Origin of the sequence: Pantoea sp. SS70 (assembly GCF_029866845.1) — a bacterium.
GTDB lineage: Bacteria > Pseudomonadota > Gammaproteobacteria > Enterobacterales > Enterobacteriaceae > Pantoea > Pantoea leporis.
The window spans coordinates 50,325-75,203 of the sequence record NZ_CP117199.1; the positions used below are offsets into that span (position 1 = coordinate 50,325).

The window sequence follows — 24,879 nt, forward strand, 5'->3', positions numbered from 1 at the left end:
GCATGGTTATCGGCATCGATTTAGGCACCTCCGGCGTGAAAGTGGCATTGCTGGATGCGCACGGCAAAGTGATTGCAGTGGAGAGTGCGCCGCTGGAGGTGTCGCGGCCGCAGCCGTTATGGAGCGAGCAAGATGCCGAAAGCTGGTGGCGGGCTACCGATCGTGCCATGCAGGCGCTGGCGCAGCAGCACGATCTCAGTGACGTGAAGGCGATTGGCCTGAGCGGGCAGATGCACGGCGCCACCTTGCTGGATAGCGATAGTCGGGTGCTGCGTCCGGCGATTTTGTGGAATGACGGGCGCAGCGGCGAGCAGTGCCAGGAACTGGAGAAGCGCGTGCCAGATTCGCGCCGCATCACCGGCAATTTGATGATGCCCGGCTTTACCGCGCCTAAGCTGCTGTGGGTAAAACAGCATGAGCCGCAGGTTTTTGCTCAGGTGGCTAAAGTGCTGCTGCCAAAAGATTATCTACGCTTCCGCATGAGCGGTGACTTCGCCAGCGATATGTCGGATGCGGCGGGAACGATGTGGCTGGATGTGGCGCAGCGCGACTGGAGCGATGAGATGCTCAACGCCTGTGAGTTGCAGCGCAGCCAGATGCCGCAACTGTTTGAAGGCAATCAGATCACCGGCACCTTGTTGCCAGATGTCGCCGCGCGTTGGGGCATGCAAAGTGTGCCGCTGGTGGCGGGCGGTGGCGATAACGCGGCGGGCGCGGTGGGTGTCGGCATGGTTGAGCCGGGACAAGGCATGCTGTCGCTCGGCACGTCGGGCGTCTATTTCCTGGTGAGCGACGGCTATCTCAGCAATCCACAGCGTGCGGTGCACAGCTTTTGCCACGCGCTGCCGCAGCGCTGGCATCTGATGTCGGTGATTCTGAGCGCGGCTTCCTGCCTTGATTGGGCGGCGGCGCTGACCGGCTGCGCCGATGTGCCGCAACTGCTAAGTGAGGCGGAAAAAGCGCGCAGCGATGTGCCGCCAGTGTGGTTCCTGCCCTATCTTTCTGGCGAGCGCACGCCGCATAACAATCCGCAGGCGCAGGGCGCGTTCTTTGGTTTAACGCATCAGCATGGCCGACCAGAACTGGCGCGCGCGGTGCTGGAAGGCGTGGGCTTCGCGCTGGCCGAAGGCATGGATGCGGTGCATGAGTGCGGCGTGCAGCCGAAAACCGTGATGCTGATTGGCGGCGGCGCGCGAAGTGCGTACTGGCGTCAGATGCTGGCGGATATCAGCGGGCAAACGCTGGATTATTGTCACGGCGGCGAAGTCGGTCCGGCGCTGGGCGCAGCGCGGCTGGCGCAGCTGGCGGTTGATCCGGCGAGCGAATGGCCGTCGCTGGAACTGGCGCAGCGGCATCAACCGGATGCGGCGCGGCATCAGGCGTATCAGCCACAGCGCGAGGTGTTTGCGCGCTTGTATCAGCAGTTGCAGCCGTTGATGTCTTGATGTGGGAGAGTGATGGCTGGATTTGGCAGGGTGTTGGAGTTTTTATCGGGTATGATTGGGGTTTTGTGTTGAATGTAGTGGCCTGATTTGCCCTCACCCTAGCCCTCTCCCGTGTACAGTCCGGGGACATGGTAGACAGGTGTTCGGGGACATGGTGAACACTTTTTAACATCCTTTACCCATGGTGATCGACTTTTTCTTCAGGTCGATCACCCCCACTTTTGTGCTGTACCACCATACCTCGTAGCACCCGTCTTCCTGCATCTCCTTCAGGCCAACGTGCTCTCCCCTGAACGCCTTGCCTGCCTTCAGACTCAGGCCTTTTATAGTCAGCTTCCCACTGATATCTACCTTCCTGACCATCACGCCCTCGTCGTATTCCGCTGACGTTACGCTGGCGCTGTACTGCCGAGCCGATGGCTGATAGCGCGACGCCGGCACCGCCATATCCAGCGCCTCATGCGGGCGTTCAAGGTTATAAACCGTCCGCCAGTGATCGAAGGCGCGCTGCAGCTCACCGTCGTCCGCGAACCACTTCCCCTGCAGCACTTCAGCCTTCAGGCTGCGGTGAAAGCGCTCCAGCTTGCCCTGCGTCTGCGGATGATAAGGCCGGGAGTGCCCCACCCGGATACCCTGTCGCATAAGCCACAGCTCGACGGCCGTCCAGGTCCCGGTAGTGTCGCCCCACGGTGAACCGTTATCCATCGTCATCCGGTCCGGCAGGCCGTAACGTTCAAAGACTCTGACCAGCTGCTTCTGCACCGTCTCACGCCGCTCATCAGCGCAGTGTACGAGGCAAAGCGAGAAGCGGGAGTGATCGTCAAGGAGGGTAAGCGGGTGGCAGCGGCCGCCGCCAAAGGGAAAATGCCCCTTGAAATCCATCTGCCAGAGCTGGTTCGGGGCCGCATGTTCAAACCGGCCCGTGGCCGGGACACCCGGAGCTGAGCCCGGCAGCAGGTCGTGGCGGGCCATCAGGCTGTGGACGGTGCTGAAGGCGGGCATGCGGTGTCCGCGGTCTTCGAGCCAGCGCTTTATCTTGCGCGCGCCCCAGTGCTGATGAAGTTCATGCGCCATACGAAGCAGGTCAGTGATGTCGTCAGACGAGCGGTTGGGAGAGTGATGGGGTATGCAGGGGCGGTCCTCAAGACCGGATTCTCCCTCTTCAGCCCAGCGGCGAAGCCACTTGTAGGCAGTGGCGGAAGAAATGCCGTAGTGACGGCAGAGTGCGCGGATGTTCGCCCCGTCTTGCGAGGCGAACAGAACAAACTCTTTACGTAATGACATGGTATCTCTCGCATCCCAGGACATAAGCGACTCCATAAACGGGTTCTTATGCCTTAGTTGTAAGTGTCTACCATGTCCCCGAACAAGTGTTCACAATGTCCCCGGACTGTACACTCCCGCAAGCAGGAGAGGGAATCGATCGAGAGTATACGCACGATCAGCTCCCTCGCCCGTTTACGGGAGAGGGTTGGGGTGAGGGAAAAACACACCAAACCCAACCGGAGCTCACCATGCCGCAGTCCGTCTTCTTTCTCGTGCTTCCCGGCGTGATGGCGCTGGATCTCACTGGCCCCGCTGAAACCCTGCAGCTGGCAGACGGCCACTTCGCGCTGCACTACATCGGCCCGCAGCCGAGCGTGCTGTGCTCCACCGGCATGACCCTCGCCGACATCGCGCCCTTGCCCGCACAACTGCCGGATAACAGCCTGCTGGTGGTGCCTGGCGTGCACGATTCTCGCGTCTGCTTCGACACCGCACCTGCAGCGATGGCGCGTGACTGGCTGCGCCAGCAGCAGACAGCGATTACCGATCGGCGCATCACGCTGGTGTGCATCTGTTCCGGCGCATTGCTCTCGGCGCAGGCGGGATTGCTGGATGGCATCCAATGCACCACGCATCATGATGTGTTACCGCGCCTGAAAGTGGCAGCACCGGCGGCGTTAGTAAAAGATAACCGGGTTTTCGTCGAAGATGGTGGCATCTGGACCAGCGCGGGCATTACTGCGGGTATCGATCTGGCGCTGCATCTCATCAATCGGCTGTGCGGCGCGCCGCAGGCATTGAAAGTGGCGCGCGAAATGGTGGTGTGGTTCCGCCGTTCCGGCGACGATCCGCAACTGTCGCCGTGGCTGCGCTATCGCAATCACATGCATCCGGCGATTCATCGCGCGCAGGATGTGATGATTGCCCATCCCGAACATGATTGGTCGCTTACCGCGCTGGCCGAACGGGCGCACGTCAGCGAGCGCCATCTTACGCGACTGTTTCGCCAGCATCTTGGCATCAGCGTGCGCGAGTACCACGAACAGCTGCGCTTGGTGATTGCGCGGCAACGTCAGCAGCAGGGCGAAGCGGCGGAGAAAGCGGCGCTGGCCGCCGGATTCTCCTCGGCCCGCCAGCTGCGCCGCGCGCACCAGCGCTGGGACGATCAGCTCACCAGATGACGCTTATCCACGCGTTGTAATCCCATCGCCAGCAGCAGGCTACCGATCAACGTCACGCCCATCACCCACGGCAAATCGAGCCACGGGCGCGACATGTCGTCGTAGTGATGAGTACGCAGAAAGTGGATAAACAGCGCGTGAAAACCATAGATCGGCAGGGAATAGCGCGAGAGGGTGGCGAGCCCCGGCAGCGCGCGCTGATTCAGGGTGTTTTTGAAAAGAATCAACAGGCTGATGGCAGCAATAAACACCAGCGGCCCACAATAGAGATACCAGGTATCGTTGAACGCGCCGTTGATTTTCAGCATCTGTTTAGTGCCGAGTGCAATGCCAATCACGCAGGCCACAAAGCCCAATCCCGCCAGCCAGCTGATGCTGCGCTTGTCGGTCTGCATACAGCCAATCGCACGCCCGAGCAGCGCATACAGCAGGTAATAGATGCTGTCGCCGCTGACATACAGATTCACCGGCAGCCAGTGGAATGGCCCCAGCGATTGGCTCACGGTATTCGGATTCGCCAGCACCGCCAGCACGATCACCAGTATCGCGACATAGCGCGGTGCCACGCTTTTCACCTGAATCAGCGGGGATAACAGATAGATGCCGATAATGGCGAAGAAGAACCACAGGTGATAGAACACCGGTCTTTGCAGCAGTTTGAGCAGCGATCGACCTTCGCTGATCGGCGTCAGCCAGGTGATATAGGCCAGCGCCACCGCGCTGTAGAACAGCAGGCACAGCACGATGCGCAGCAGATGCCGCCCTTGTGCGCTGCGTTCGCCGAAAAACAGATAGCCTGAAATCATAAAGAACAGCGGCACACAGACGCGTGACGCTGAGTTAAGCAGGTTCGCCACATCCCAGCTCAGGCCTGTTACCGCCATCGGCCCGGTGATGTACCAGGTTGTGGTGTGAATGACGATCACCATCAGACAGGCAACCGCACGTAAGTTGTCGATCCAGTAAATTTTTTGCTGCATGGCACCCTCTTGCATTGGCTGCGAAGAAGGGTAGCCAGTGAGCCGCGCGCCAACAACCTTTAGCGTTGTAATTCAGATCACTCTGTTATTCGACACTCGACACCAGAATCAATTCGCGCGCACTGCGTAGCGGCGCGATTCATCGCGCAATAAATTGCGCCGCTACAATGTGTGCTTCGTTGTTAGACGGTGACAGCCGTTAATCACGCACCAAAAACGTCTCGATCACCGCTTCGTCGGGTTCAACGCCGAGGCCCGGCTCGCTCGGCAGCCACGCGTAACCGTCGGCGATGCGCACCGGATTCTTCGCCAGCGAGCGGCTGATTTCGCCCGGCTCGACGCAATACTCCATCACCAGCGCATTCTCAATCGCGCACAGGAAATGCAGCGAGGCGGCGGTATTAATGTCGGTGGTGAAATTGTGGTTGCACACTTTGCGTCCACGGCTGTGCGCGTAGCTGGCGATCTCCATTGCCTGCGTAAAGCCGGTGCGCGTCAGGTCGATCTGCACGATATCGATGCCGCCTTCATCTATCAGGCGCTGGAAACCCGTTACCGAACACTCTTGCTCACCGGCGGCGATATGCTGCTGGCAGGCGGCGGAAACCTGGCCGTAACCGGCGTAGTTATCGGGATGCAGCGGCTCTTCAATCCAGAACAGATTGAGGTGTTCATAGCGCTGGCTGCGGCGGATGGTGGTTTTGGCATCCCACACGTGGCCGACGTCCAGCATCAGATCCACATCGTCGCCCATCGCTTTACGCAGGGCGTCGAGATAGCGCAGATCCAGCGCTTCGTCAGTGCCAAACGGCTCCCAGCCAAACTTCACGCCGCTATGGCCGGTATCCATCGCATGCTGCGCACGCGCGACCGTCTCTTCCACGCTGAACTGGAACATGTTGGAGGAGTAAACGCGCATTTTGTCGCGCATGGCGCCGCCCAGCAGTTCAACAATCGGCTTGCCGAGTGCTTTACCTTTGATGTCCCACAAGGCGATGTCGATGCCGGCCATCGCCTGCAGTACCGCGCCGCTGCGGCCGTAATAGAGGGTGGCTTTGTGCATCTTCTTCCATAAACGGCCGGTTTCCAGCGGGTTTTCGCCGATTAACAGCGACTTCAGGCCGGTGACCATGGTGTGCGAATAGGGCGCTTCAATGATGGCTTTGGTGACATACGGGCTGCCATCCACTTCGCCCCAGCCGGTGATGCCGGCATCGGTGGTGATTTTGATCAGTAGCGCATCCTGAGAGCTGTCGGTGCGCTGCTCAATCACTGGCAGGCGCAGGTAAAACGCCTCAACGTTAATGATTTTCATGGTGTTTTCCCTGGTGTAAAGGCAAGGCGAAATTAGCCGAGAGCGGAACGGTGCTGTCGGCGCTGTGTTATCAGGGTTTCGTAATCCACGTCCAGCGCCTGAATGCGGATGTGGTTCTCAACCTCGTCGGTCATTTTGGCGATGTCGCCATCGGCAAAGACATTAATCAGCCGCTGATGCTCCTCAATGATGTCGCTCATCGATTTGCCCATGGTGGAGAGGCCGAAAATCACCGTCAGCTGACGGGCAATCGACTCCCACAAATTGCTCAGCACCGGGTTGTGCGCGAAGCTGCACAGCGTGCGGTGGAAATCGGTATCGGCGGAGGCAAAACCGTAAACGTTATCGCTTTGCATCATCGCCTGCATCTGCGCCACGCTCTGATAGAGCTGATTAAGCTGCTCAGCGCTGTTGCGTCCGGCCTCAATCGCCCGGCGACAGGCCAGCGTCTCCAGCGGGATGCGCACATCGATAATCTGCTCCAGCCGCTGATGCGAAATCTCCATCAGGCGGATACCTTTATACGGCTCGCTGGTGACAATGCCCTGGCTCTCCAGAATGCGCAGCGCTTCGCGGATCGGCACGCGGCTCATACCGAGTTTCGCCACCAGCTCGGGTTCTGCGATGCGGTCGCCGGGCAGGATCAGGCCGCGCGAGGCGGCGCTGAGAATGGCATCCACGGCGTGATCGACCAGCGTGCGCGGACGCGCGCTATTCCAGCTGTTATCGGTGGCCGCGTCCTGCGCCAGCGGGGCGCTGTTTTTACGACGAGCGGTAGAGGATTTTCCTGCCATGTTATTTGTCCTGTTTAAACCTGTCGGGTCACGAACTGACCGAAGCCGGGTTCAACCTGCATCTGGTCATCCTGGAATACCGTGACGCCACGAATCAATGTGCGCACCACTCTACCCTGACAGCGCATCCCTTCAAATGCGCTCCACTTGCCGAGTCCCTGAAAATTGGCGCCGCGCACCGTCCAGCTTTGGCTGGCGTCGTAGAACACCAAATCGGCGTCGAAGCCGGGCGCAATCGCCCCTTTTTTGCCCCACAGCTGGAAGGCTTTGGCCGGGCCGCTGGCGGTCATGCGCGCAAACTCGCTGAGCGCCACGCCACGTTCAATATGGGCCGCGCTGAAGAACATCGGGCTGAGGGTTTCCACGCCGGTGAGGCCCATGCCCGCCTCCCAGATGCTGGCTTCACCCGCCTGTTTTTGTGCGGGCGTGTACGGACAATGGTCAGACGCGATCATGTCGATATCGCCGCGCAGCAGCACCTGCCACAGCGCATCCACCACCGGACGCGGGCGGATCGGTGGGCCGCAGCGCGCGTTGGGGCCGATGCGCACCAAATCGTCTTCGTCGAGCAGTAAATAGTGCGGACAGGTTTCGAAGCTGGCGCGTACGCGGGTTTTGGCAGCGACAATGGTTTCCGCCGCGCGCGCCGAGCTGACGTGCACGATATGGCAGCGCGCGCCGGTCTCTTCGGCAATCGCTAACACGCGTCCCACCGCTTCGATCTCGGCAATTTCCGGCCCCGCCAGCGCATGAGCGCGCGCATCTTTGCGTCCGGCGCGGCGCTGTTCGCTGCTGGCACCGATCAAAATCTCGTGATTCTCAGCGTGTACGCCAATCAGCCCGTCGAACGTGGCCAACTCGCGCATGGCGCGCAGCAGGCCGTCATCGTCGAGACGCGGCAAACCTTTCTCGTCGGTGGCGTCGCCGTTGGGTGCGCCGCTGCACAGGAAAGCTTTGAAGGCCAGCGCACCGGCCTGATTCAGCGCCGCCAGTTCATGCACGTTATTTCCATCTAACCCAGCCCACAGGGCGTAATCCACCGAGCAGTTGTCTGCCAGCCAGCTTTTTTTGGCGCTGAAGTTAGCCAGCGATGTGGCCGGTGGCAGAGAATGCGGCATCTCGACGATGGTGGTAACGCCGTGCGCCGCCGCACCGCGTGTGCCTTCACGCAGCTCCTGTTCGGGAAAATCGTGCGAGCCGGTGAAATGGGTATGCACGTCAATCGCGCCGGGCACGATGATCAAGCCACGTGCATCGATCACCTCGTCAACGCCGTCGGTAAGCGCGCCAGGCGTCAGCAGGCCGCTAATTTTGCCGTTTTCCAGTAACAGATCGGCAGGCGCCGCGCCATTTTCACCGACCACCAAACCGTTAATGATTAGCTGTTTCATTGCTCTGCTCCTGCCTGCGTCACCAGCGCCGCGTATGGCACCGGCTGTGAAGAGTCGAGCCAGCCGATAGCAGTTAACAGCTGGCTGAAATGCGTAAACTCAGCGCGCGGAATCACGCCATCTGGCGCAAACACGCCGGCCTGTTGATAGGCCGCGAGGCCGCGCACCAGCGCCTCACGCGGATAATCGGGGTAAAACGCCTGCACCTGTTGCGCCAGTGCAGTGGCGTCATGGTTGGCGATCCACGTCAGCGCCTGGGCAATGGCGCGGGAGAAGGCGGCGAAAGCGGTGGCTTTCTCCTGCAATACATCGGTGCGGGCGATGTAGGCGCTCCAGGGTACGTGGCCGCACACGCTGGCGAGGCTGCTGATGTTGTGGAGTTGTCCGGCGGCGATGGCGGGCGCCAGCATATGCATGGCGTGCAGCGCATAATCGGCTGCACCCTGGGCCACGGCGGTGAAATCCCGCGCCTGATCGCCGCTGCCAGCGATCAGCTCAACGTCATCCTGCAAACCGTGACGCGCCAGCAGCCAGCGGAACGTCAGCGTGGCGGTGCCGACATTACCGACATCCAGCACACGTTTGCCGCGCAGATCGCTGAGCTGAAAATCGGGCTGCGCCTGCGCCGCCGCAAGAAACCACGGATTGGCCGCCACCGAGGCGCAGAAACACTGCAACTCTGCGCCGTGCTGCTGAAAATGCTTCATCACCACCATCGGGCCGCCCAGCGTGAGATCGGCGTCGCGATTCAGCACTGCGGGAACCTGGCCGCCTTGTACCGTATGCCCGCCTGATTCGCTGGTGGTGAAGATCACCTGCAGCTGCTGTTCAGCGAACAGGCCGAGGCTGTGCGCCAGATAGTGCGCGCAGTAATAGATGCGGGATTCGCTGGCATCGCCTTGGTTGAAAATCAGTGTCTGCATCAGTAGCGCTCCTCGGTGATAAAGCTGCCGTTCAGCGCCGCCATATCGCTGACGCCGCACCAATGACTAATGGCCGTAACTTCATTGATCCAGCCGGAAAGCAGATCGAACACCGCACTCTCGCCACCGGCGACTAAAGCACTGATGATCGGGCGCACGCTGAGCGACAGCGACGCGCCAAGACAGCGCGCCACCACCGCATCGCTGCCGCAGCGTACGCCGCCATCCAGCAGCAGCGGCAATCGCGTCACCGCCTGCAAATCGGGCAGCTGATCGACCGGCGTAGCCCAGCGCGCGCTCTGGCGCAGGCCGATGTTTGAGGCAATCACTCCGCTGACGCCGTGCTGCGCGGCCTGCGCCGCATCGTCATGATGCAGAATGCCTTTTAGCCACAGCGGAAGCTGGCGATCGGCGCAGTGCGCCGCCACCTCATCAATCTCCTGCCAGCGCCACACCGGGAAAGCCGGCAGCGGCGCAACACCCGGCTGCGTGCCGCCGATGGTGTGCCAGCCGCGCTGTTTCAGGGCGTCGCCGATAGAGAAGCCGCCGGGCTGTAACCCGGCCACCGGATGCACCGGCGCCAGCACCGTGAGCACGATATTTTTGAATCCGGCCTGCGCGGCCTGGTCGATCAAAGCGTTGATGCGGCCGACATCGCCCGCCGCACGCAGTTGCAGCCAGCAGCGGTCGTATTCGGCACCAATCTGCTCCAGCGGCGTGACGCTCTCTTCGGAGATCACCAGCGGCAGTTGCAGACGTTTGCAGGCGCGCGCAATCGGCAGCACCCCTTCTTCATGGAAAATACGGTCACCGGCAAACGCGCCGACGCCAATCGGCGCGGACCAGTTTTGCTGGTGCAGGGAAATCTGCGTGTCGATGCTTTCATTGCCCTGCAGCACGCGCGGTAACAGACGAAAGCGGCGTAGCGCCTGCTGATTGGCATCGGGTTCATTACCCAGCGCATCGGCCGGTTGGCCCTGCATATAGCGGAACAGCGCCTCGCCGAGGCGCTCGCGTGCCGTGAGTTCAAAGCGCGTTGGCATGTGGCGCCTCCGCAGCATTTTCATGTTCAAGGAAGGTGGCAAACGCTGGCGTTTGCGGATTTTGCAGAATCGTCGGCGGGCCTTCTTCAATCAGCGCGCCATCCTGCAGGAACACCACCCGATCGGCAACGCCCGCCGCAAACGCGATGTCGTGGGTGCTGATGATCATGGTGATGCCGGTCTGTGCCAGGCTGCGCATGGTTTGGTTCACTTCGCGCACCAGTTCGGGATCGAGCGCGGAAGTCGGTTCATCAAACAGCAGGATTTGCGGTTCTGCCGCCAGCGCGCGCGCAATGCCGACGCGCTGTTTCTGTCCGCCAGAGAGTTCGTGCGGCAGCGAGGCGGCGAAATCACCGAGTCCTACCATTTTCAACGCGCGCATCGCTTTGCCGCGCGCGATTTCCGGCTGTGCGCCCTGCACGCGCAGCAGAATGCTCATCACGTTTTCCAGCGCGGTAAGGTGATCAAACAACGCGAAGTGCTGGAACACGATGCCAATGCCCGACTTGGCGCGGTTGACCGGCAGATGTCGCGGCGCCAGCGCGCGACCGTTTTCGTCGCTGCCCATGAAGTGGCCTTCGGTCTGAATGGTGCCGCTGCTGCGTGGCGTCAGCGCCAGAATCGATTTCAGCAGCGTACTTTTGCCCGAACCGGAGCGACCAAGCAGCACCACCACTTCGCCGCGACGGACGGTTAACGACAGCGATTTCAGTACCGCTTTACCGGCGTAGTCGACGCACAGCTGATTCACTTCCAGCACCGGCGCAGCGGTTTGCGTATCCCAGCGCCGTTTTGGTAGCTGCATCGGCATCACGTCTGCTTCCGGCGGCAGTTTCGCCAGGCGCGCGCGTGCCCGTCGCGCACGTTCATCAAGGTTGTAGAACTTCTCCAGCCACCACTGACCGCCCGCCAGCAGCGTGGAAAGAATCAGATAGATGCCGCCCGACGCGACCAGCACCGGAATAAACAGGAAGTTTTGCGACACAATCGCCTGGCCGCGCATCGTCAGCTCATTGACGCCCACCACCGAAGCCAGCGAGGTGGATTTCAGCAGCCCGACGGTTTCATTGCCCATGGTGGGCAGAATGGCGCGCAGCGCCTGCGGGATCACCACGTGAATCATCTCTTTGCTGCGCGAATAACCGAACGCCTGCGCCGCCATGCTTTGATCGCGATCGGTCGCCATAATGCCGCCGCGAATGATTTCGGCGCAGAAGGCGGTTTCGTTGATCATCAGGGCGATAAGCGCGCTGGTGAATGGGCTCAAACGCAGACCAAATTCCGGCAGCACGTTGTACAGCAAAATCAGCTGCAGCAGCACCGGCGTGCCGCGCAGCGTATAGATGTAGATTTTCACCGGCACGCGAATAAATCCGTGCTTTGAGCTGCTGGCTAACGCCAGGAAAAAGCCAATCACAATGCCGCCCGCCAGCGCGCCAATCAGCAGCTGCACGGCGATAACAGCGCCTTCCCACAAGTAGGGGAAAGTCAGGTACTTAAGAAAATCATCCAAGGCGTTATCCTCCTCAACGCCTCGGATTAGTCACCGAGGCGGCTGAGTTTATGCATTAACCACGCGCAACCACTGGACGCTCGGCAGCGCTGCCCTGGCCCCAGTAATCCAGCAGTTTTTTCTGTGCGCCGCTCGCCTGAATCACCTTCATCGCGTCCAGCACCGCCGCGCGCAGCGTGGCGTTGTCTTTGGCGATCGGGAAGCCCACCATGATCGGCAGATCCACGGTGAAGCCGCTTTGCAGCGATTTATCCGCTTTGGCGATAGCAACGGCGGAACCGGCTTCGGTCAGATAGACGTCCGCGCGACCGCTTTTCACCGCCTGAATGCTGTTGTCGGTGTTCTGCACCATCAACATGCTAACTTCGGGCTTACCGGCGGCGCTGCATTTGGCGCTTTGTTCCGGCACCAGTTTGTTGGCTTCGTACGAACCCGCAGCGGCGGCGACGGTTTTGCCGCACAGATCATCGACGCTGTTAATTTTCTTCGGATTGCCCTGTGCCAGCACCGAACCGTCCTGCACCTGCATCGAGGCGACGAAGGCGATCTGCTTCATGCGTTCTTCGGTGACGTACAGCATCGGACCGATATCCGCGCGTCCGCTGGCGATCGAGGTGAGCAGCACGTTGAACGAGCCACTTTGGTAACTGTGTTTCGCGCCGAGGCAGCTGCTGATGCGCTCGAACAGGGAAGGATCGAGACCTTCAATGATGCTGGGATCTTTTTCCGATGGCGCTTCAAAGCCTTTGGTGTAGCCGCCGAGGCCGACGACCAGATCTTTGCCTTTCAGCGAGGGATATTTGGTTTGCAGTGCTTTGCACTGCGCCATCGCCGCGAAGTCACTGGCGGCAGGCGTGATGGGATCGGTGCTGGCTGCGTGGGCGCTGGAGAGGCCCGCCAGTAAGCTGCCGCTGAGACCAGAGATTAATAAAGCAGTGCGTGCGAATTTCATAATAAGGTTCCCCTGATGCTGGTGAATGAGAAAGCGATGACCTTGTGATTTATGAACGTCTTTGGTGTTTGGGTGCTGCTGGTCCCTCACTCCAGCCCTCTTCCGCAAGCATGAGAGGGGGCCGATAGTGCGGGCTGGAAATCTCTTCATCCCCTCACCCATTTATGGAAGAGGGCTAGGGTGAGGGGAAAAGCGCACCCTTAATAACCGCGTGCCGGATCAACCTGATTACGCAGCGGTTGTCCGTGGCGGAAGCGCGCCAGGTTATCGATAAACACGTCAAGGCAACCGGCGAGGTAGGCGCTGTGATCGTCGAGGCTGCAGTGCGGTGTCATCACCACGCCGGGCGTGTGCCACAGCGGGTCGTCGGCCGGTAGCGGCTCTTGCGGATAGACATCCAGCACCGCGCCGGCCAGTTCGCCTACGTTGAGTTTTTCGCGCATCGCGCTGTAATCAAACACATCGGCGCGTCCAACAATCACGATACCAGCGCGTGCGGGCAGCAGATCGAGACGGCGGCGATCGAACAGATTGCGGGTTTGTGGCGTCAGCGGCAGCGTCGATACCACCACATCCACCTGCGGCAATACCTCGTCTAGCGCATCAATACGGATGCAGCGCGCCACGTTGGCATCGCACTGGCCGCTGCGCGTCACGCCAATCACGCGATAGCCTTGCGCCGTCAGCAGAGTTGCCGCTGCGGCGCCAATGCCGCCCACGCCCAGCAGCAGCACGATTTTGCCGCGTGCGCAGCCGCCAAAGGTCGGACGCCACACACGCTGCGCCTGATCCTGCAGAAAACCGGGAATGCCGAAGTTGAACATCAGCGCCGCCATCAAAATGAACTCGGCACCTTTATCGCCGTGTACGCCAGAAGCATTGGTGAGGGTCACGCCTTGCGGCCAGTGCGCCAGCCACTGCTCAACGCCAGCGGACATCACCTGCACCCAACCCAGACGCGGCGTGCTGAACTGATCGAGCGCCAGCTTACGTCCGCTCCACAGAATGTCGCAGCGGGCGAGAAAGTCGGCGGTCTGCGCCGGATCGCGGTTTTCGCTCAGCGTGAAGTGGCTGCGCAACGGCGGATGCACGTCGAGCTGCAGTTGCAGCTGCTCAACAGAGAGATGGAGTGCGCGCGGTGCGCTGGCGTCGTTCTCGATGTGAATATGCATCAGCGCATCGCCGTCACTTCCATCTCGACCAGCAGGTCAGGATGGTTGAGTTGAATGCCCACGGTGGCGCGCGCCGGGAAGGGGAACCGGAAGAATTCACTGTAAGCGGCATTCATCGCGCTGAACGTGCTGAGATCGGTCAGGTAAACAGTGACGCGGACCACGTTGTCGAAGGTCATGTTCGCTTCGCTCAGCAGATCGCCGACGTTTTTCAACACCTGACGCGTCTGGCTGGTGATGTCGTTGCCCATAATCTCGCCGCTGTAGGGATCAATCGCCACCTGGCCGGAAATGAACAACATCGGTTCATGCAGCACGGCGGCGGAGAGCGGCGCAGGCCCCATTGGGCGGTCGCTGGCGTTCATGCCGGGATAACTCAACGCAATCTTCATGGTGAAATCTCAAGCAAAACTGTTTCACCGCAATTTCGTATACGATTATACGAGTGTCAACGCGCGATTTTTAACCATTGGGTCAAAAAGGTGATATTCATCACGTAATAGGATTTGCTGATATATCGATCAAGCTTATGATATGTAAGATTTTAATGAAAATTTTATGTTGAGTGCTCGCGATGAGTGTGAATCGTATACGATTTTCTTATTGTTCTGTTTTTGCCCGCTAAACCTTGCCGTAATCGCCTGCGCATTGGCCTGGATTTCCGGCTGCACAATCCGCGGTCAAAGGGTATACTGGCGCACTCTTTTTTTAACCGATCCGTATCGCGTGCGAATTCAACATGCAAAAGTTTGATACCAAGACCTTTCAGGGCCTGATCCTGACCTTGCAGGATTACTGGGCGCGTCAAGGCTGCACCATTGTCCAACCGTTGGACATGGAAGTGGGCGCCGGCACCTCACACCCGATGACCTGTCTGCGTGCCTTAGGCCCAGAGCCGATGGCGACCGCTTACGTGCAGCCATCTCGTCGTCCAACCGATGGACGTTACGGTGAAAACCCGAACCGTTTACAGCACTATTACCAGTTCCAGGTGGTGATTAAGCCCAACCCGGACAACCTTCAGGAGCTGTACCTTGGGTCGCTGAAAGAGCTGGGTATGGATCCCACCATCCACGACATTCGCTTTGTCGAAGACAACTGGGAAAACCCAACGCTGGGCGCGTGGGGACTCGGTTGGGAAGTGTGGCTGAACGGCATGGAAGTGACGCAGTTCACTTACTTCCAGCAGGTTGGCGGCCTCGAGTGTAAGCCAGTAACCGGCGAGATCACCTACGGCTTAGAGCGCCTGGCGATGTACATTCAGGGCGTAGACAGCGTTTACGATCTGGTGTGGAGCGACGGTCCGTTCGGTAAAACCACCTACGGCGAAGTGTTCCATCAGAACGAAGTGGAGCAGTCGACCTATAACTTTGAATACGCTGACGTTGACTTCCTTTTCACCTGCTTCGAGCAGTATGAGAAAGAAGCGCAGCAGCTGCTGGCGCTGGAAAAACCGCTGCCGCTGCCGGCTTACGAGCGCATTCTGAAAGCGGCGCACAGCTTTAACCTGCTGGATGCCCGCAAAGCGATTTCGGTTACCGAACGCCAGCGTTATATCCTGCGTATCCGCACCCTGACGAAAGCCGTGGCGGAAGCCTATTATGCGTCCCGTGAGGCGCTTGGCTTCCCGATGTGCAATAAAAACAAGTAAGAGGCAGCCATGACCGATAAAACTTTCCTGGTGGAAATTGGCACCGAAGAGTTGCCTCCGAAAGCGCTGCGCAGTCTGGCGGAAGCCTTTGCTGCGCATTTCACTGCTGAACTTGATAGCGCCGGTCTGGCGCACGGCGAAGTGAGCTGGTTTGCTGCTCCGCGCCGTCTGGCGCTGAAAGTGGCCCAGCTGGCTGCCGCGCAGCCGGATCGCGAAGTTGAAAAACGTGGCCCGGCTATCGCCGCCGCGTTTGATGCCGATGGCAACGCCACCAAAGCGGCCGAAGGTTGGGCGCGTGGTAACGGCATCACTGTGGCGCAGGCCGAACGTCTGAGCACGGATAAAGGTGAATGGCTGGTGCATCGCGCTGCCATCACCGGCGAAAGCGCGCAGGCGCTGCTGCCCGCTATGGTGGCTACCGCGCTGAGCAAGCTGCCAATTCCTAAGCTGATGCGCTGGGGCGCGAGCGACGTGCAGTTTGTGCGTCCGGTGCACACCGTTACGCTGCTGCTGGGTGACGAGCTGATTCCCGCGAAGATTCTCGGTATTAAATCCGATCGCGTGATTCGCGGTCATCGCTTTATGGGCGAGCCAGAATTCACCATCGACAACGCCGATCAATATCCGCAGCTGCTGCTGGAGCGCGGTAAAGTGGTGGCGGATTACGCCGCGCGTAAAGCCAAAATCAAAGCGGATGCGGAAGCGGCAGCGCAGAAAATTGGCGGCATCGCCGATCTGAGCGAAAGCCTGCTGGAAGAAGTGACCTCGCTGGTGGAGTGGCCGGTGGTGCTGACGGCGAAATTCGAAGAGAAGTTCCTCGCGGTGCCAGCTGAAGCGCTGGTTTACACCATGAAAGGTGACCAGAAGTACTTCCCGGTGTACGACGCGGCGGGCAAGCTGCTGCCGAATTTCATCTTCGTCACCAACATCGAATCCAAAGATCCACAGCAGATCATCGCCGGTAACGAGAAGGTGGTGCGCCCGCGTCTGGCGGATGCCGAGTTCTTCTTCAACACCGACCGCAAAAAGCGTCTGGAAGATAATCTGCCGCGTCTGGAAACCGTACTGTTCCAGAAAGAGCTGGGTACGCTGCGTGATAAAACCGATCGCATTCAGGCGCTGGCTGGCTGGATTGCCGCGCAGATTGGCGCTGATGTGAACCACGCTACCCGCGCGGGCTTGCTGTCGAAATGTGACCTGATGACCAACATGGTCTTCGAGTTCACCGACACCCAGGGCGTGATGGGCATGCACTACGCGCGCCACGATGGCGAAGCGGAAGATGTGGCGGTGGCGCTGAATGAGCAGTATCAGCCGCGCTTTGCCGGTGACGATCTGCCGTCAAATCCTGTGGCCTGCGCCGTGGCGATTGCCGACAAAATGGACACCCTCGCGGGTATCTTCGGTATCGGTCAGCATCCGAAAGGCGACAAAGATCCGTTCGCACTGCGCCGTGCTGCGCTGGGCGTGCTGCGTATCATCGTGGAGAAAAATCTGCCGCTCGATCTGCAAACGCTGACCGAAGAAGCGGTGCGTTTGTACGGCAGCAAGCTGAGCAACGCCAAAGTGGTCGATGAGGTGATCGACTTTATGCTGGGCCGTTTCCGTACCTGGTATCAGGAAGAGGGCCACAGCGTTGACACCATTCAGGCGGTGCTGGCGCGTCGTCCAACCCGTCCGGCTGATTTCGATGCGCGCATGAAGGCGGTTTCGCACTTCCGTACGCTGGAAGCGGCCGCCACGCTGGCTGCTGCCAACAAACGTGTGTCGAACATCCTGGCGAAATCGACCGAAACCCTGAACGACAGCGTGCAGGCTTCCCTGCTGAAAGAGAACGAAGAGATCCAACTGGCGACCTTCGTGACCGCGCTGGGCGACAAGCTGCAGCCGTACTTTGCAGAAGGTCGCTATCAGGATGCGCTGGTTGAACTGGCGCAGCTGCGCGAAGCGGTAGATAACTTCTTCGATAAAGTGATGGTGAACGCTGACGATCAGGCGGTGCGTATTAACCGTCTGACGCTGCTGGCACAGCTGCGCCAGCTGTTCCTGCAGGTGGCGGATATTTCACTGCTGCAGTAATTGGCGTGGTCGCCATGAATGGTGATGCTATGAAAGAAAGGGGACGAGAGATCGTCCCTTTTTTTTAAAGCCAGTGAAGCTGAGTAAAATGAACTAAGACGTCTTGCGAATGATGTAGCACACGCACAATAAATACCTTTTCAACTTCCGAGCGGTAATAAATGACATGTTCCCGGTGCGGTAGTGCAAATACATTTTTGCCCAACTCTGCGCGCTTACGGCCTAACTCATTTGTGGCCAGCTGACTAAAACGTTGATGCAGCATGAGCACATATTGCTTCGCTTTTTTGCTGCCGAAGTTCCAATAGCCGTAAAACCAGATCGACTCTAAATCTTCATCGGCTTCCTTCATTATCTTGATCATCCTTTTCATCAATGCCTACCCTGGCTCTCATTCTGTTAAGAAAAACGTCTATGTCCCAGTCTTCAGCTACGCCACTATCCAGCCCTTGTTGAATCAGTTTTTTTAAATTCTCCAGCTTTGATTCAGCCTGCTTCTCACGCAGCAAGCGCAGCGAGTCGCGCACCACTTCGCTTTGCGTACGGTAGTCGCCGGATTCAACCAGAGATTCAACAAACTCGCGCAGTTCATCGCCTAAATCGATCGTCATGGTACGTGCCATCATCGTCATCCCGTGTAAGAGTATTTCTTACATTCTGGCACTTTTTTGCGCAACAGGGAATGCGCGTTGCAGCGCAGTTACAGGCTGAACTGCGAGGCAACACGAGAGATTTTAGGCAGATGAGACGGGAAACAGGCGGTCGTCGCGCAGCAGATGATCGTTACCACGGCGGCGGGTGAAGCCGCTGCGGTCGAAGAATTCCAGAATCTGTATCGCCACTTTGCGCCCGGTGCCAAGCTGGTTGCGGAAGTCGGCGGCGCTGGTGCTGCCCTCTTGCGCGGCACGGCTCCGAATCAGATCGGCGAAGATCTGGATCTGGTCGCTGCGATAGTAGCGATCGCGTACGATCGCGGTGATATGTCCGAGCCGGGCAGCAGTGAGCAGCAGCGAGCGAATCGCCTGTTCATCCTGCTGCAGCGCCAGCGCGATATCGCGCACCCACAGCGGCTGATCGCCAAACAGCGGGCCGACCTGCTGCCAAAGAGCTTCTTCCTGCGGATTAAAGCGCGGTTCGAAGTCGGGCAGATGCAGCCAGCCTTGTCGCTGTTGTAGCTGACCTTGCGCCAGCAGTTGATCAATCAGCGCTAACACCCATTCCGCAGGCTGATGCGGCATTGCCACACGACGCAAACGATCGTGGCCGATGCCTGGCACCTCGGGATGCTGCTGATGAAAATGCGCCAGTGATTCCAGCAGCTTTTGCCGCCATTGTGCTGCCTGCGCGGCACTCATTAGCGCGTTATCAAGCTGCACCGGCGCTGCATTCTTGATCAGTGCATCCAGCGCGGGCTCGGTAAGCTGGCGCGCCCACGCCAGGTCACGCCGTTCTGTCGGTTGATAGGCCAGATGCGCCTGCAGGCTGGCGTCATCATCTTGTGCTGCGGCCAGCTGCTGCAGCCAGGCAAGATACTCCGCCTGACGTTTGCCGCGCTTTTTACTGTTGAGCAGCAGCACGCGCGCGCCGCCCAGCGTGTGCTGTGCGTTGCTGTCGCGGATAATCAGCCGATCGTTTTCGGCCAGCCACAGCGGCTGATTCAGCACCAGTTCCGCGACATCATCCGCCAGCAGCGTAATGCGTCCAGTGACGTGGCTGGCGGCGTGGTGGAGATGAATCGGCTGCGACGCGCTCTTCAGCGGCTGCAGCAAGCGCAGCGCCACGGTTAAGCGCATGGTGCCTTCCGCTCTGGCCTGTGACAGCAGCCAGTCGCCGCGCGCGATCTGCGCTTTTTCCACATCGCCGACGATATTCAATGCGATACGTTCACCGGCCTGCGCGCGCGTCACCGATTGGTTCTGCGCATGCAGCGCGCGCACGCGCAGCGGCAGATTCAGGCTGCTAAGCCAAAGAGTATCGCCGACGTTCACTTCGCCCGACAGCGCGGTGCCGGTGACCACCAATCCGCTGCCTTTCAGCGTGAAGGCGCGATCAATAGCGAGACGGAAACGGTAACGAGAGTCGAAGGCCGGTTCCGCCAGCGTGCTGAGATGCTGGCGCAGCGCGTCGATGCCTTGCTGGGTGTGGCTGCTGGTAACAAATTGCGGCACCGCCGGCCAGCCGAGTTGCTGCGTGAGCTGCGCCACCTGCCGCTGGACTTCCGCGATGCGCGCTTCATCCACGCGATCGGCTTTGGTCAGCGCCACGCTGAGCGGCGGCTGTCCGGCCAGGCTCAGCAATTGCAAATGTTCGCGGGTTTGCGGCATCACGCCATCGTCGCAGGCCACCACCAGCAGCGCATGATGAATGCCGCCAATGCCCGCCAGCATATTGGCGAGAAATTTCTCGTGGCCCGGCACATCAATAAAGCCGAGCACGCGACCATCCGGCTGCGGCCAGTACGCGTAGCCGAGATCGATGGTCATGCCACGCCGTTTCTCTTCCGGCAGGCGATCGGCATCCACGCCGGTTAATGCCTGTAGCAGCGCGGTTTTGCCGTGATCGACGTGTCCAGCGGTGGCAATAATCATGACGCTAAGGCCTGAATCAGCGCGCTTTCATCATCAAGGCAGCGCAGATCCAGCCACAGTTTGCCTTCCTGGATGCGGCCAATCACCGGGCGCGCTAAGCTGCGCCAATGCTGTGACAAATTGACGAGCTGGCTACCGCGCCCATCGCTCGGCGCAAAGGTGATAGCGAAACTGGGAATACGTTCAACTGGTAGCGATCCGCTGCCGATTTGGGATGAACAGGGCGCAATCGCTAGCGAAAAATCCTCTCCATAAATCTGTTGTAACGCGGGCAGCAATCGTTCAGCTTGTTGCTGAATATCCTGCGCTGGACGGGTGAGCAGCCGCAGCGTCGGCAGGGCTTCACGCAGCGTTTCCGGCTGACGATAGAGCTGTAGCGTGGCTTCCAGCGCCGCGAGCGTCATTTTGTCGACGCGCAGCGCGCGTTTCAGCGGATGCGACTGGAGCTGATCAATCAGCGTCTGCTTGCCGACGATAATCCCCGCCTGCGGACCGCCGAGCAGTTTGTCGCCGGAGAAACTTACCAGACTGACGCCTGCGGCGATCAGCTGCTGCGGCATCGGTTCAGCCGGCAGACCAAATTCGGTCATATCGATCAGCGATCCGCTGCCAAGGTCGGTGATCACCGGCAATTGATAAGCGTCACCCAGCGCAACCAGCTCTGCTTCCGTTACCGCATGGGTAAAGCCCTGAATCTGATAATTGCTGGTGTGCACCTTCATCAGCAGGCCGCTGTTTTCCGCGATGGCGGCGCGATAATCTTTCAGGTGCGTGCGGTTGGTGGTGCCCACTTCCACCAGTTTGCAGCCCGCCTGGCGCATCACGTCAGGAATGCGGAAGGCGCCGCCAATTTCTACCAGCTCGCCGCGCGAGACAATTACTTCGCGCCCCGGCGCTAACGCGGCCAACATCAATAACACGGCGGCGGCATTGTTGTTAACGATACAGGCCGCTTCCGCGCCGGTTAACTCGCACAGCAGCGCGCTGACCGCACGATCGCGGTGGCCACGCGCCGCTTCATCCAGCGCGTATTCCAGCGTGACCGGCTGACGCAGGCAATTCACCACCGCGTCGATAGCGCGATCGCTCAGCTGTGCGCGGCCAAGATTGGTGTGCAGTACGGTGCCGGTGAGATTGAACACCGGACGCAGCGCACTTTGCTGCTGTTGCTGGATACGGCGCAGCGCTTCATCCGGCCAGTTCAGGTGCCACTCTGGCAAGGTTTGGTGCTGCTGAATGTGGTCGCGCGCTTCCTGCTGCATGCTGCGCAGCTGGCGCGTAGCGAAGGCGGTTCCGTGATCGGCAAGCAGCGGCTGCAGCGCGGGATCGCGCAGCAGGCTGTCGATAGCAGGTAATTGGCTGTACAGGGTTTTCATCGGGTGACTTACAGAGAGGGCGGAACGGTGCGGGCAAAGCTTTCGCGCGCAAACAGGTTTTCGGCCAGCTTCACCAGCGCCGGGCGATTTACGCACCAGTTTGGCAGCACGCGGCGGAAGTTGAGGTAACCAATCATGCAGCCGGTGGCGATATCGGCCAGATTGAGCGTGCCGCTATTGAGCCATTCGCCTTGGGCGGCGGCGGTTTCTAGCGCATCGAGGCCGCGTTGGATTTTGTCACGGTTGCGCAGCAGCACCTCTTCAGATTGCTGATCGCCGGGACGCATCTGCTCGCGCACGATCATCACCGCCGCATCGTTGATGCCGTCGGCCAGTTTTTCCAGCTGACGGATGTGCAACGCATGCAGCGCATCATCGGGCAGCAGCGCAGGCGCATCGCCGCGCAGTTCAATGACTTGCGCGATGATCGAAGAGTCGAACCAGGTGAGCTGGTTGTCGTCAATCAGCGCCGGTACTTTGCCCAGCGGATTGTACTGCGGTACATCGCTGTCATCGATCCACGGAGAGTGATTAACGAATTCGAAAACCAGGCCTTTTTCCAGCAATATCACTGATATTTTGCGGACAAAAGGGCTGGTGTAGCTGCCAATCAGTTTCATCGTGCGCCTCCGTGTTGAATGAAAATACGCGATAACAAACCGCACATATCCCTGGCGGCGCGCTGGCACAATGCGCGATAAATCGCGCCGCTGCGGACCGCAGAAACATGGGAAAAGCTAATCGCCGGGGAACATAAACGGATTTAGACTGCTGCGGGCGAATCCTTCCTGCTCCATGCGGGCATCCAGCACCAGCGAGGCCAAATCATCGGCCACCGGCTCTACGGCGGGATCCTTCTCCTGATACAACATCTTCAGGTAGGTACCGCAATCGCCGCAGCTCTCTGCTTTCACCGCCGCTTTTTCGCTGTCCAGCGACCAGTAATGCAGATCGCCGGTTTGTTCACAGTTGGAGCACTTGCTGCGCACCACATACCATTCGCTTTCACACAGATTGCAGTGCAGATAGCGCAGACCTTGCTGACCCACGCTCATGTGCACCACGCTGGTGACCGGCACGCTGGCGCATACCGGGCAGAACTGGCGATGCTCACCGTATTCGGCGCGCGCTTTGCCGGGAATTAATGCCGCCATCTGCGCCCAGTAAATCGACAACGCCGCCCAGATGAACGGCGATTTGTCGCTGCTCACCTGTGCGAAATCGCCTTCCAGCAGCGCATGTGCCAGATTTTCCAGTTCGGTAGTGGAGGATTTTTCCAGATTCTCCAGCACTGCCAGCGCCTGGCCGCTCATCTCTGGCTTCAGCTCGGCGATCAGCGAATGCAGCAAACGCTGCCAGTGCGCATCGCGCGGATAGGTGTGGATATCGAGCGGCGGTTTGCCCTGCTCGGCGCTCTGCGTCAGCCGCTGCTGCAGATCGAGCTGCAGCGGATGGTCATACAGCACGATCTCCTGCGCCTCGGCGATCACCGCGGCAAAGCGCAGGTAATCACCCAGCGGATTCTTCGCGGCCAGGTCGCGCAAACGTGCCGCACGGCGGCTATACAGATTTTTCAGCCGGGGGAAAAGTAACGGCGGAACTTGCTCCGCCGTGTGCTTTTCCCTTTTCTCCAGCTGGTCCTGCGGGATGATGCGAATACTCATCAGGGACGTTTTTCCTGTTGTGTTTGGCGTTGGCGCTGCTCGCGATACCAGCGTGGGTGATGTTTCTTCGCCCACGCGGCCGGAACCCAGCCCTCAACCATGGCGGTAATGGTGCCTTTTACCCACAAGGCGGCGTAAATGTGCACCATAATCACCACGATCAGCGCCACAGCTGAGACCGAATGCACCACTAGCGCGATGCGAATCAGCGGAATAGTAAAGGCACCGGCAAAGTACGGGCGCCAGATAACAATTCCGCTCACCAGCAGCAAGACTAAGCTGATGATAGCAGCCCAGAACACACACTTCTGCCCGAAGTTGTATTTGCCGGTATCGCCGACCTCTTCGTTTTGCACGATTTTGTGGATGTTTTTCGCCCACACCAGGTCTTCGCGATTGATCAGATTATGTTTCCAATAGCGTAAGAACATGATGATAAAGGCGGCAAACATCACCGTGCCAACAAACGGATGCAGGATACGCGCCAACTGCGGCGTGCCGAGCACGTGCATCAGCCAGTTAAATGACGGGAAAAAGAAACCCAGTCCGCTCAGCGCGGCGAGCACAAAACAGAACGCCACAATCCAGTGATTGATGCGTTCCGGTGCGCTGTAGCGCACCAGACGATCGCGTTTTTTCATTATTCGCGCTCCTCTTTTTCGTGCAGGTTCTCGTCCTCATCCTCTTCCACGCGGTTTGGCCCTACGCCAACGTAGTGGAACACGGATGCAGCAAAGGTAGCGGCAAAACCGATCGCCGCCAGCGGTTTCCAGATCCCTTTCCAGAACGTTACCGCCGGGCTGATGCTCGGATTATCCGGCAAACCGTGATAGAGCTGCGGTTTGTTGGCGTGGTGCAGCACGTACATCACGTGCGTACCGCCGACGCCTTCCGGATCGTACAAGCCGGCGTTGGCATAGCCGCGCGTGTTGAGTTCGGCCACGCGTTCACCGGCCAGCGCCTGCATATCGCTTTTGCTGCCGAAGTGAATCGCGCCGGTCGGGCAGGTTTTCACGCACGCCGGTTCCTGACCGACATTGACACGATCGACGCACAGCGTGCATTTATACACGCGGTTGTCCTCTTTATTCAGACGCGGCACATCGAACGGACAGCCCGCAATGCAGTAGCCGCAGCCAATGCACTGTTCTGACTGAAAATCGACGATGCCGTTGGCGTACTGAATAATCGCGCCTTCAGACGGACAGGCTTTCAGGCAGCCGGGATCGGCGCAGTGCATGCAGCCATCCTTGCGGATCAGCCACTCTAACTTGCCGTTCTCCTCCACTTCTGAGAAGCGCATCACCGTCCAGGATTTGGCGGTCAAATCGGCGGGATTGTCGTACACCCCAACGTTATGTCCCACTTCATCGCGGATATCGTTCCACTCCGAGCACGCCACCTGACACGCTTTGCAGCCGATGCAGGTGGTCACGTCGATCAGTTTCGCCACTTCCTGCTGATGGTTACGCGCCTGCGGGGCAGGCGTGAGTCCATTGGTGGCGGAGCGGCGGATAATGTCTTGAGATTGATAAGCCATATTCGT

General features: G+C 59.4%; 23 protein-coding genes. 4 read left to right on the forward strand and 19 right to left on the reverse strand.

Annotated features, from left to right (window positions below; genetic code table 11):
• Positions 1 to 2: 2 nt before the first annotated feature.
• The gene (xylB, locus tag PO881_RS00250) at positions 3 to 1,445 is read left to right on the forward strand and encodes a xylulokinase (RefSeq protein WP_280172278.1); all 1,443 of its coding nucleotides are present in this window, start codon (positions 3 to 5) and stop codon (positions 1,443 to 1,445) included.
• Between the two features lie 165 nt (positions 1,446 to 1,610).
• Here xylB and PO881_RS00255 read toward each other — a convergent pair whose 3' ends face one another.
• The gene (locus PO881_RS00255) at positions 1,611 to 2,765 is read right to left on the reverse strand and encodes an IS481 family transposase (RefSeq protein WP_222233525.1); all 1,155 of its coding nucleotides are present in this window, start codon (positions 2,763 to 2,765) and stop codon (positions 1,611 to 1,613) included.
• Positions 2,766 to 2,959: 194 nt separating this feature from the next.
• Between PO881_RS00255 and PO881_RS00260 the strand changes: the two genes are divergently transcribed.
• Positions 2,960 to 3,892 (forward strand): helix-turn-helix domain-containing protein, encoded by a 933-nt coding sequence (locus PO881_RS00260; RefSeq protein WP_192414324.1) that lies wholly within the window; start codon positions 2,960 to 2,962, stop codon positions 3,890 to 3,892.
• Here PO881_RS00260 and PO881_RS00265 read toward each other — a convergent pair.
• The 10 genes from PO881_RS00265 to PO881_RS00310 form a co-directional block, all read right to left on the reverse strand.
• Complete coding sequence (locus PO881_RS00265) at positions 3,877 to 4,872, reverse strand: acyltransferase (protein ID WP_280172279.1); 996 nt, start codon at positions 4,870 to 4,872, stop codon at positions 3,877 to 3,879. The genes PO881_RS00260 and PO881_RS00265 overlap by 16 nt on opposite strands.
• A 199-nt stretch (positions 4,873 to 5,071) precedes the next feature.
• Positions 5,072 to 6,187 (reverse strand): mandelate racemase/muconate lactonizing enzyme family protein, encoded by a 1,116-nt coding sequence (locus PO881_RS00270; protein ID WP_101763852.1) that lies wholly within the window; start codon positions 6,185 to 6,187, stop codon positions 5,072 to 5,074.
• 32 nt (positions 6,188 to 6,219) lie between these two features.
• Entirely contained in the window at positions 6,220 to 6,981 is a 762-nt protein-coding gene (locus PO881_RS00275; protein ID WP_280172280.1) for a GntR family transcriptional regulator, read from the reverse strand.
• Positions 6,982 to 6,995: 14 nt separating this feature from the next.
• Complete coding sequence (locus tag PO881_RS00280) at positions 6,996 to 8,372, reverse strand: amidohydrolase family protein (RefSeq protein WP_280172281.1); 1,377 nt, start codon at positions 8,370 to 8,372, stop codon at positions 6,996 to 6,998.
• Positions 8,369 to 9,295 carry an ABC transporter substrate-binding protein gene (locus PO881_RS00285; protein ID WP_280172282.1) on the reverse strand — a complete coding sequence of 309 codons (927 nt, stop codon included), beginning with the start codon at positions 9,293 to 9,295 and terminating at the stop codon, positions 8,369 to 8,371. Before PO881_RS00285 ends, PO881_RS00280 begins: the two co-directional genes overlap by 4 nt.
• The gene (locus PO881_RS00290; RefSeq protein ID WP_280172283.1) at positions 9,295 to 10,338 is read right to left on the reverse strand and encodes an alpha-hydroxy acid oxidase; all 1,044 of its coding nucleotides are present in this window, start codon (positions 10,336 to 10,338) and stop codon (positions 9,295 to 9,297) included. The genes PO881_RS00285 and PO881_RS00290 overlap by 1 nt, the downstream gene beginning before the upstream one ends.
• Complete coding sequence (locus PO881_RS00295) at positions 10,322 to 11,851, reverse strand: amino acid ABC transporter permease/ATP-binding protein (RefSeq protein WP_137384856.1); 1,530 nt, start codon at positions 11,849 to 11,851, stop codon at positions 10,322 to 10,324. Before PO881_RS00295 ends, PO881_RS00290 begins: the two co-directional genes overlap by 17 nt.
• A 55-nt stretch (positions 11,852 to 11,906) precedes the next feature.
• Positions 11,907 to 12,803 carry a transporter substrate-binding domain-containing protein gene (locus PO881_RS00300; RefSeq protein ID WP_110867865.1) on the reverse strand — a complete coding sequence of 299 codons (897 nt, stop codon included), beginning with the start codon at positions 12,801 to 12,803 and terminating at the stop codon, positions 11,907 to 11,909.
• A gap of 200 nt (positions 12,804 to 13,003) precedes the next feature.
• A complete protein-coding gene (locus tag PO881_RS00305; protein WP_192414337.1) occupies positions 13,004 to 13,975 on the reverse strand; it encodes a D-2-hydroxyacid dehydrogenase in 972 nt (323 codons plus the stop codon).
• Positions 13,975 to 14,367, reverse strand: coding sequence for a RidA family protein (locus PO881_RS00310; RefSeq protein WP_192414340.1), 393 nt, complete (start codon positions 14,365 to 14,367; stop codon positions 13,975 to 13,977). The genes PO881_RS00305 and PO881_RS00310 overlap by 1 nt, the downstream gene beginning before the upstream one ends.
• A gap of 347 nt (positions 14,368 to 14,714) precedes the next feature.
• Here PO881_RS00310 and glyQ point away from each other — a divergent pair, with 347 nt between their 5' ends.
• Together glyQ and glyS are read left to right on the forward strand one after the other, a co-directional pair.
• Positions 14,715 to 15,626, forward strand: a complete 912-nt coding sequence (gene glyQ / locus PO881_RS00315) for a glycine--tRNA ligase subunit alpha (RefSeq protein ID WP_008105242.1) — start codon at positions 14,715 to 14,717, stop codon at positions 15,624 to 15,626.
• Positions 15,627 to 15,635: 9 nt separating this feature from the next.
• Complete coding sequence (glyS, locus tag PO881_RS00320; RefSeq protein WP_192414342.1) at positions 15,636 to 17,705, forward strand: glycine--tRNA ligase subunit beta; 2,070 nt, start codon at positions 15,636 to 15,638, stop codon at positions 17,703 to 17,705.
• 64 nt (positions 17,706 to 17,769) lie between these two features.
• Here glyS and PO881_RS00325 read toward each other — a convergent pair whose 3' ends face one another.
• The 8 genes from PO881_RS00325 to fdxH form a co-directional block, all read right to left on the reverse strand.
• Positions 17,770 to 18,057, reverse strand: coding sequence for a type II toxin-antitoxin system RelE/ParE family toxin (locus PO881_RS00325; protein ID WP_246862543.1), 288 nt, complete (start codon positions 18,055 to 18,057; stop codon positions 17,770 to 17,772).
• The gene (locus PO881_RS00330) at positions 18,041 to 18,328 is read right to left on the reverse strand and encodes a type II toxin-antitoxin system ParD family antitoxin (RefSeq protein ID WP_137386832.1); all 288 of its coding nucleotides are present in this window, start codon (positions 18,326 to 18,328) and stop codon (positions 18,041 to 18,043) included. Before PO881_RS00330 ends, PO881_RS00325 begins: the two co-directional genes overlap by 17 nt.
• A gap of 111 nt (positions 18,329 to 18,439) precedes the next feature.
• Positions 18,440 to 20,293 (reverse strand): selenocysteine-specific translation elongation factor, encoded by a 1,854-nt coding sequence (selB, locus tag PO881_RS00335; RefSeq protein ID WP_280172284.1) that lies wholly within the window; start codon positions 20,291 to 20,293, stop codon positions 18,440 to 18,442.
• A complete protein-coding gene (gene selA / locus PO881_RS00340) occupies positions 20,290 to 21,669 on the reverse strand; it encodes an L-seryl-tRNA(Sec) selenium transferase (RefSeq protein WP_192414344.1) in 1,380 nt (459 codons plus the stop codon). Before selA ends, selB begins: the two co-directional genes overlap by 4 nt.
• Before the next feature lie 8 nt (positions 21,670 to 21,677).
• Complete coding sequence (locus PO881_RS00345; RefSeq protein ID WP_101763839.1) at positions 21,678 to 22,289, reverse strand: glutathione S-transferase; 612 nt, start codon at positions 22,287 to 22,289, stop codon at positions 21,678 to 21,680.
• 117 nt (positions 22,290 to 22,406) lie between these two features.
• Complete coding sequence (gene fdhE, locus PO881_RS00350) at positions 22,407 to 23,333, reverse strand: formate dehydrogenase accessory protein FdhE (protein WP_280172285.1); 927 nt, start codon at positions 23,331 to 23,333, stop codon at positions 22,407 to 22,409.
• Positions 23,333 to 23,974 (reverse strand): formate dehydrogenase cytochrome b556 subunit, encoded by a 642-nt coding sequence (gene fdoI, locus PO881_RS00355; RefSeq protein WP_101763837.1) that lies wholly within the window; start codon positions 23,972 to 23,974, stop codon positions 23,333 to 23,335. Before fdoI ends, fdhE begins: the two co-directional genes overlap by 1 nt.
• The gene (gene fdxH, locus PO881_RS00360; RefSeq protein WP_101763836.1) at positions 23,974 to 24,873 is read right to left on the reverse strand and encodes a formate dehydrogenase subunit beta; all 900 of its coding nucleotides are present in this window, start codon (positions 24,871 to 24,873) and stop codon (positions 23,974 to 23,976) included. The genes fdoI and fdxH overlap by 1 nt, the downstream gene beginning before the upstream one ends.
• Positions 24,874 to 24,879: the final 6 nt, after the last annotated feature.

Bases quoted from the DNA above. Each gene is read 5' to 3' on its own strand.
- xylB (WP_280172278.1), top strand. From the start codon at position 3: ATGGTTATCGGCATCGATTTAGGCACCTCCGGCGTGAAAGTGGCATTG.
- PO881_RS00255 (WP_222233525.1), bottom strand. From the start codon at position 2,765: ATGGAGTCGCTTATGTCCTGGGATGCGAGAGATACCATGTCATTACGT.
- PO881_RS00260 (WP_192414324.1), top strand. From the start codon at position 2,960: ATGCCGCAGTCCGTCTTCTTTCTCGTGCTTCCCGGCGTGATGGCGCTG.
- PO881_RS00265 (WP_280172279.1), bottom strand. From the start codon at position 4,872: ATGCAGCAAAAAATTTACTGGATCGACAACTTACGTGCGGTTGCCTGT.
- PO881_RS00270 (WP_101763852.1), bottom strand. From the start codon at position 6,187: ATGAAAATCATTAACGTTGAGGCGTTTTACCTGCGCCTGCCAGTGATT.
- PO881_RS00275 (WP_280172280.1), bottom strand. From the start codon at position 6,981: ATGGCAGGAAAATCCTCTACCGCTCGTCGTAAAAACAGCGCCCCGCTG.
- PO881_RS00280 (WP_280172281.1), bottom strand. From the start codon at position 8,372: ATGAAACAGCTAATCATTAACGGTTTGGTGGTCGGTGAAAATGGCGCG.
- PO881_RS00285 (WP_280172282.1), bottom strand. From the start codon at position 9,295: ATGCAGACACTGATTTTCAACCAAGGCGATGCCAGCGAATCCCGCATC.
- PO881_RS00290 (WP_280172283.1), bottom strand. From the start codon at position 10,338: ATGCCAACGCGCTTTGAACTCACGGCACGCGAGCGCCTCGGCGAGGCG.
- PO881_RS00300 (WP_110867865.1), bottom strand. From the start codon at position 12,803: ATGAAATTCGCACGCACTGCTTTATTAATCTCTGGTCTCAGCGGCAGC.
- PO881_RS00305 (WP_192414337.1), bottom strand. From the start codon at position 13,975: ATGCATATTCACATCGAGAACGACGCCAGCGCACCGCGCGCACTCCAT.
- PO881_RS00310 (WP_192414340.1), bottom strand. From the start codon at position 14,367: ATGAAGATTGCGTTGAGTTATCCCGGCATGAACGCCAGCGACCGCCCA.
- glyQ (WP_008105242.1), top strand. From the start codon at position 14,715: ATGCAAAAGTTTGATACCAAGACCTTTCAGGGCCTGATCCTGACCTTG.
- glyS (WP_192414342.1), top strand. From the start codon at position 15,636: ATGACCGATAAAACTTTCCTGGTGGAAATTGGCACCGAAGAGTTGCCT.
- PO881_RS00325 (WP_246862543.1), bottom strand. From the start codon at position 18,057: ATGAAGGAAGCCGATGAAGATTTAGAGTCGATCTGGTTTTACGGCTAT.
- PO881_RS00330 (WP_137386832.1), bottom strand. From the start codon at position 18,328: ATGGCACGTACCATGACGATCGATTTAGGCGATGAACTGCGCGAGTTT.
- selB (WP_280172284.1), bottom strand. From the start codon at position 20,293: ATGATTATTGCCACCGCTGGACACGTCGATCACGGCAAAACCGCGCTG.
- selA (WP_192414344.1), bottom strand. From the start codon at position 21,669: ATGAAAACCCTGTACAGCCAATTACCTGCTATCGACAGCCTGCTGCGC.
- PO881_RS00345 (WP_101763839.1), bottom strand. From the start codon at position 22,289: ATGAAACTGATTGGCAGCTACACCAGCCCTTTTGTCCGCAAAATATCA.
- fdhE (WP_280172285.1), bottom strand. From the start codon at position 23,333: ATGAGTATTCGCATCATCCCGCAGGACCAGCTGGAGAAAAGGGAAAAG.
- fdoI (WP_101763837.1), bottom strand. From the start codon at position 23,974: ATGAAAAAACGCGATCGTCTGGTGCGCTACAGCGCACCGGAACGCATC.
- fdxH (WP_101763836.1), bottom strand. From the start codon at position 24,873: ATGGCTTATCAATCTCAAGACATTATCCGCCGCTCCGCCACCAATGGA.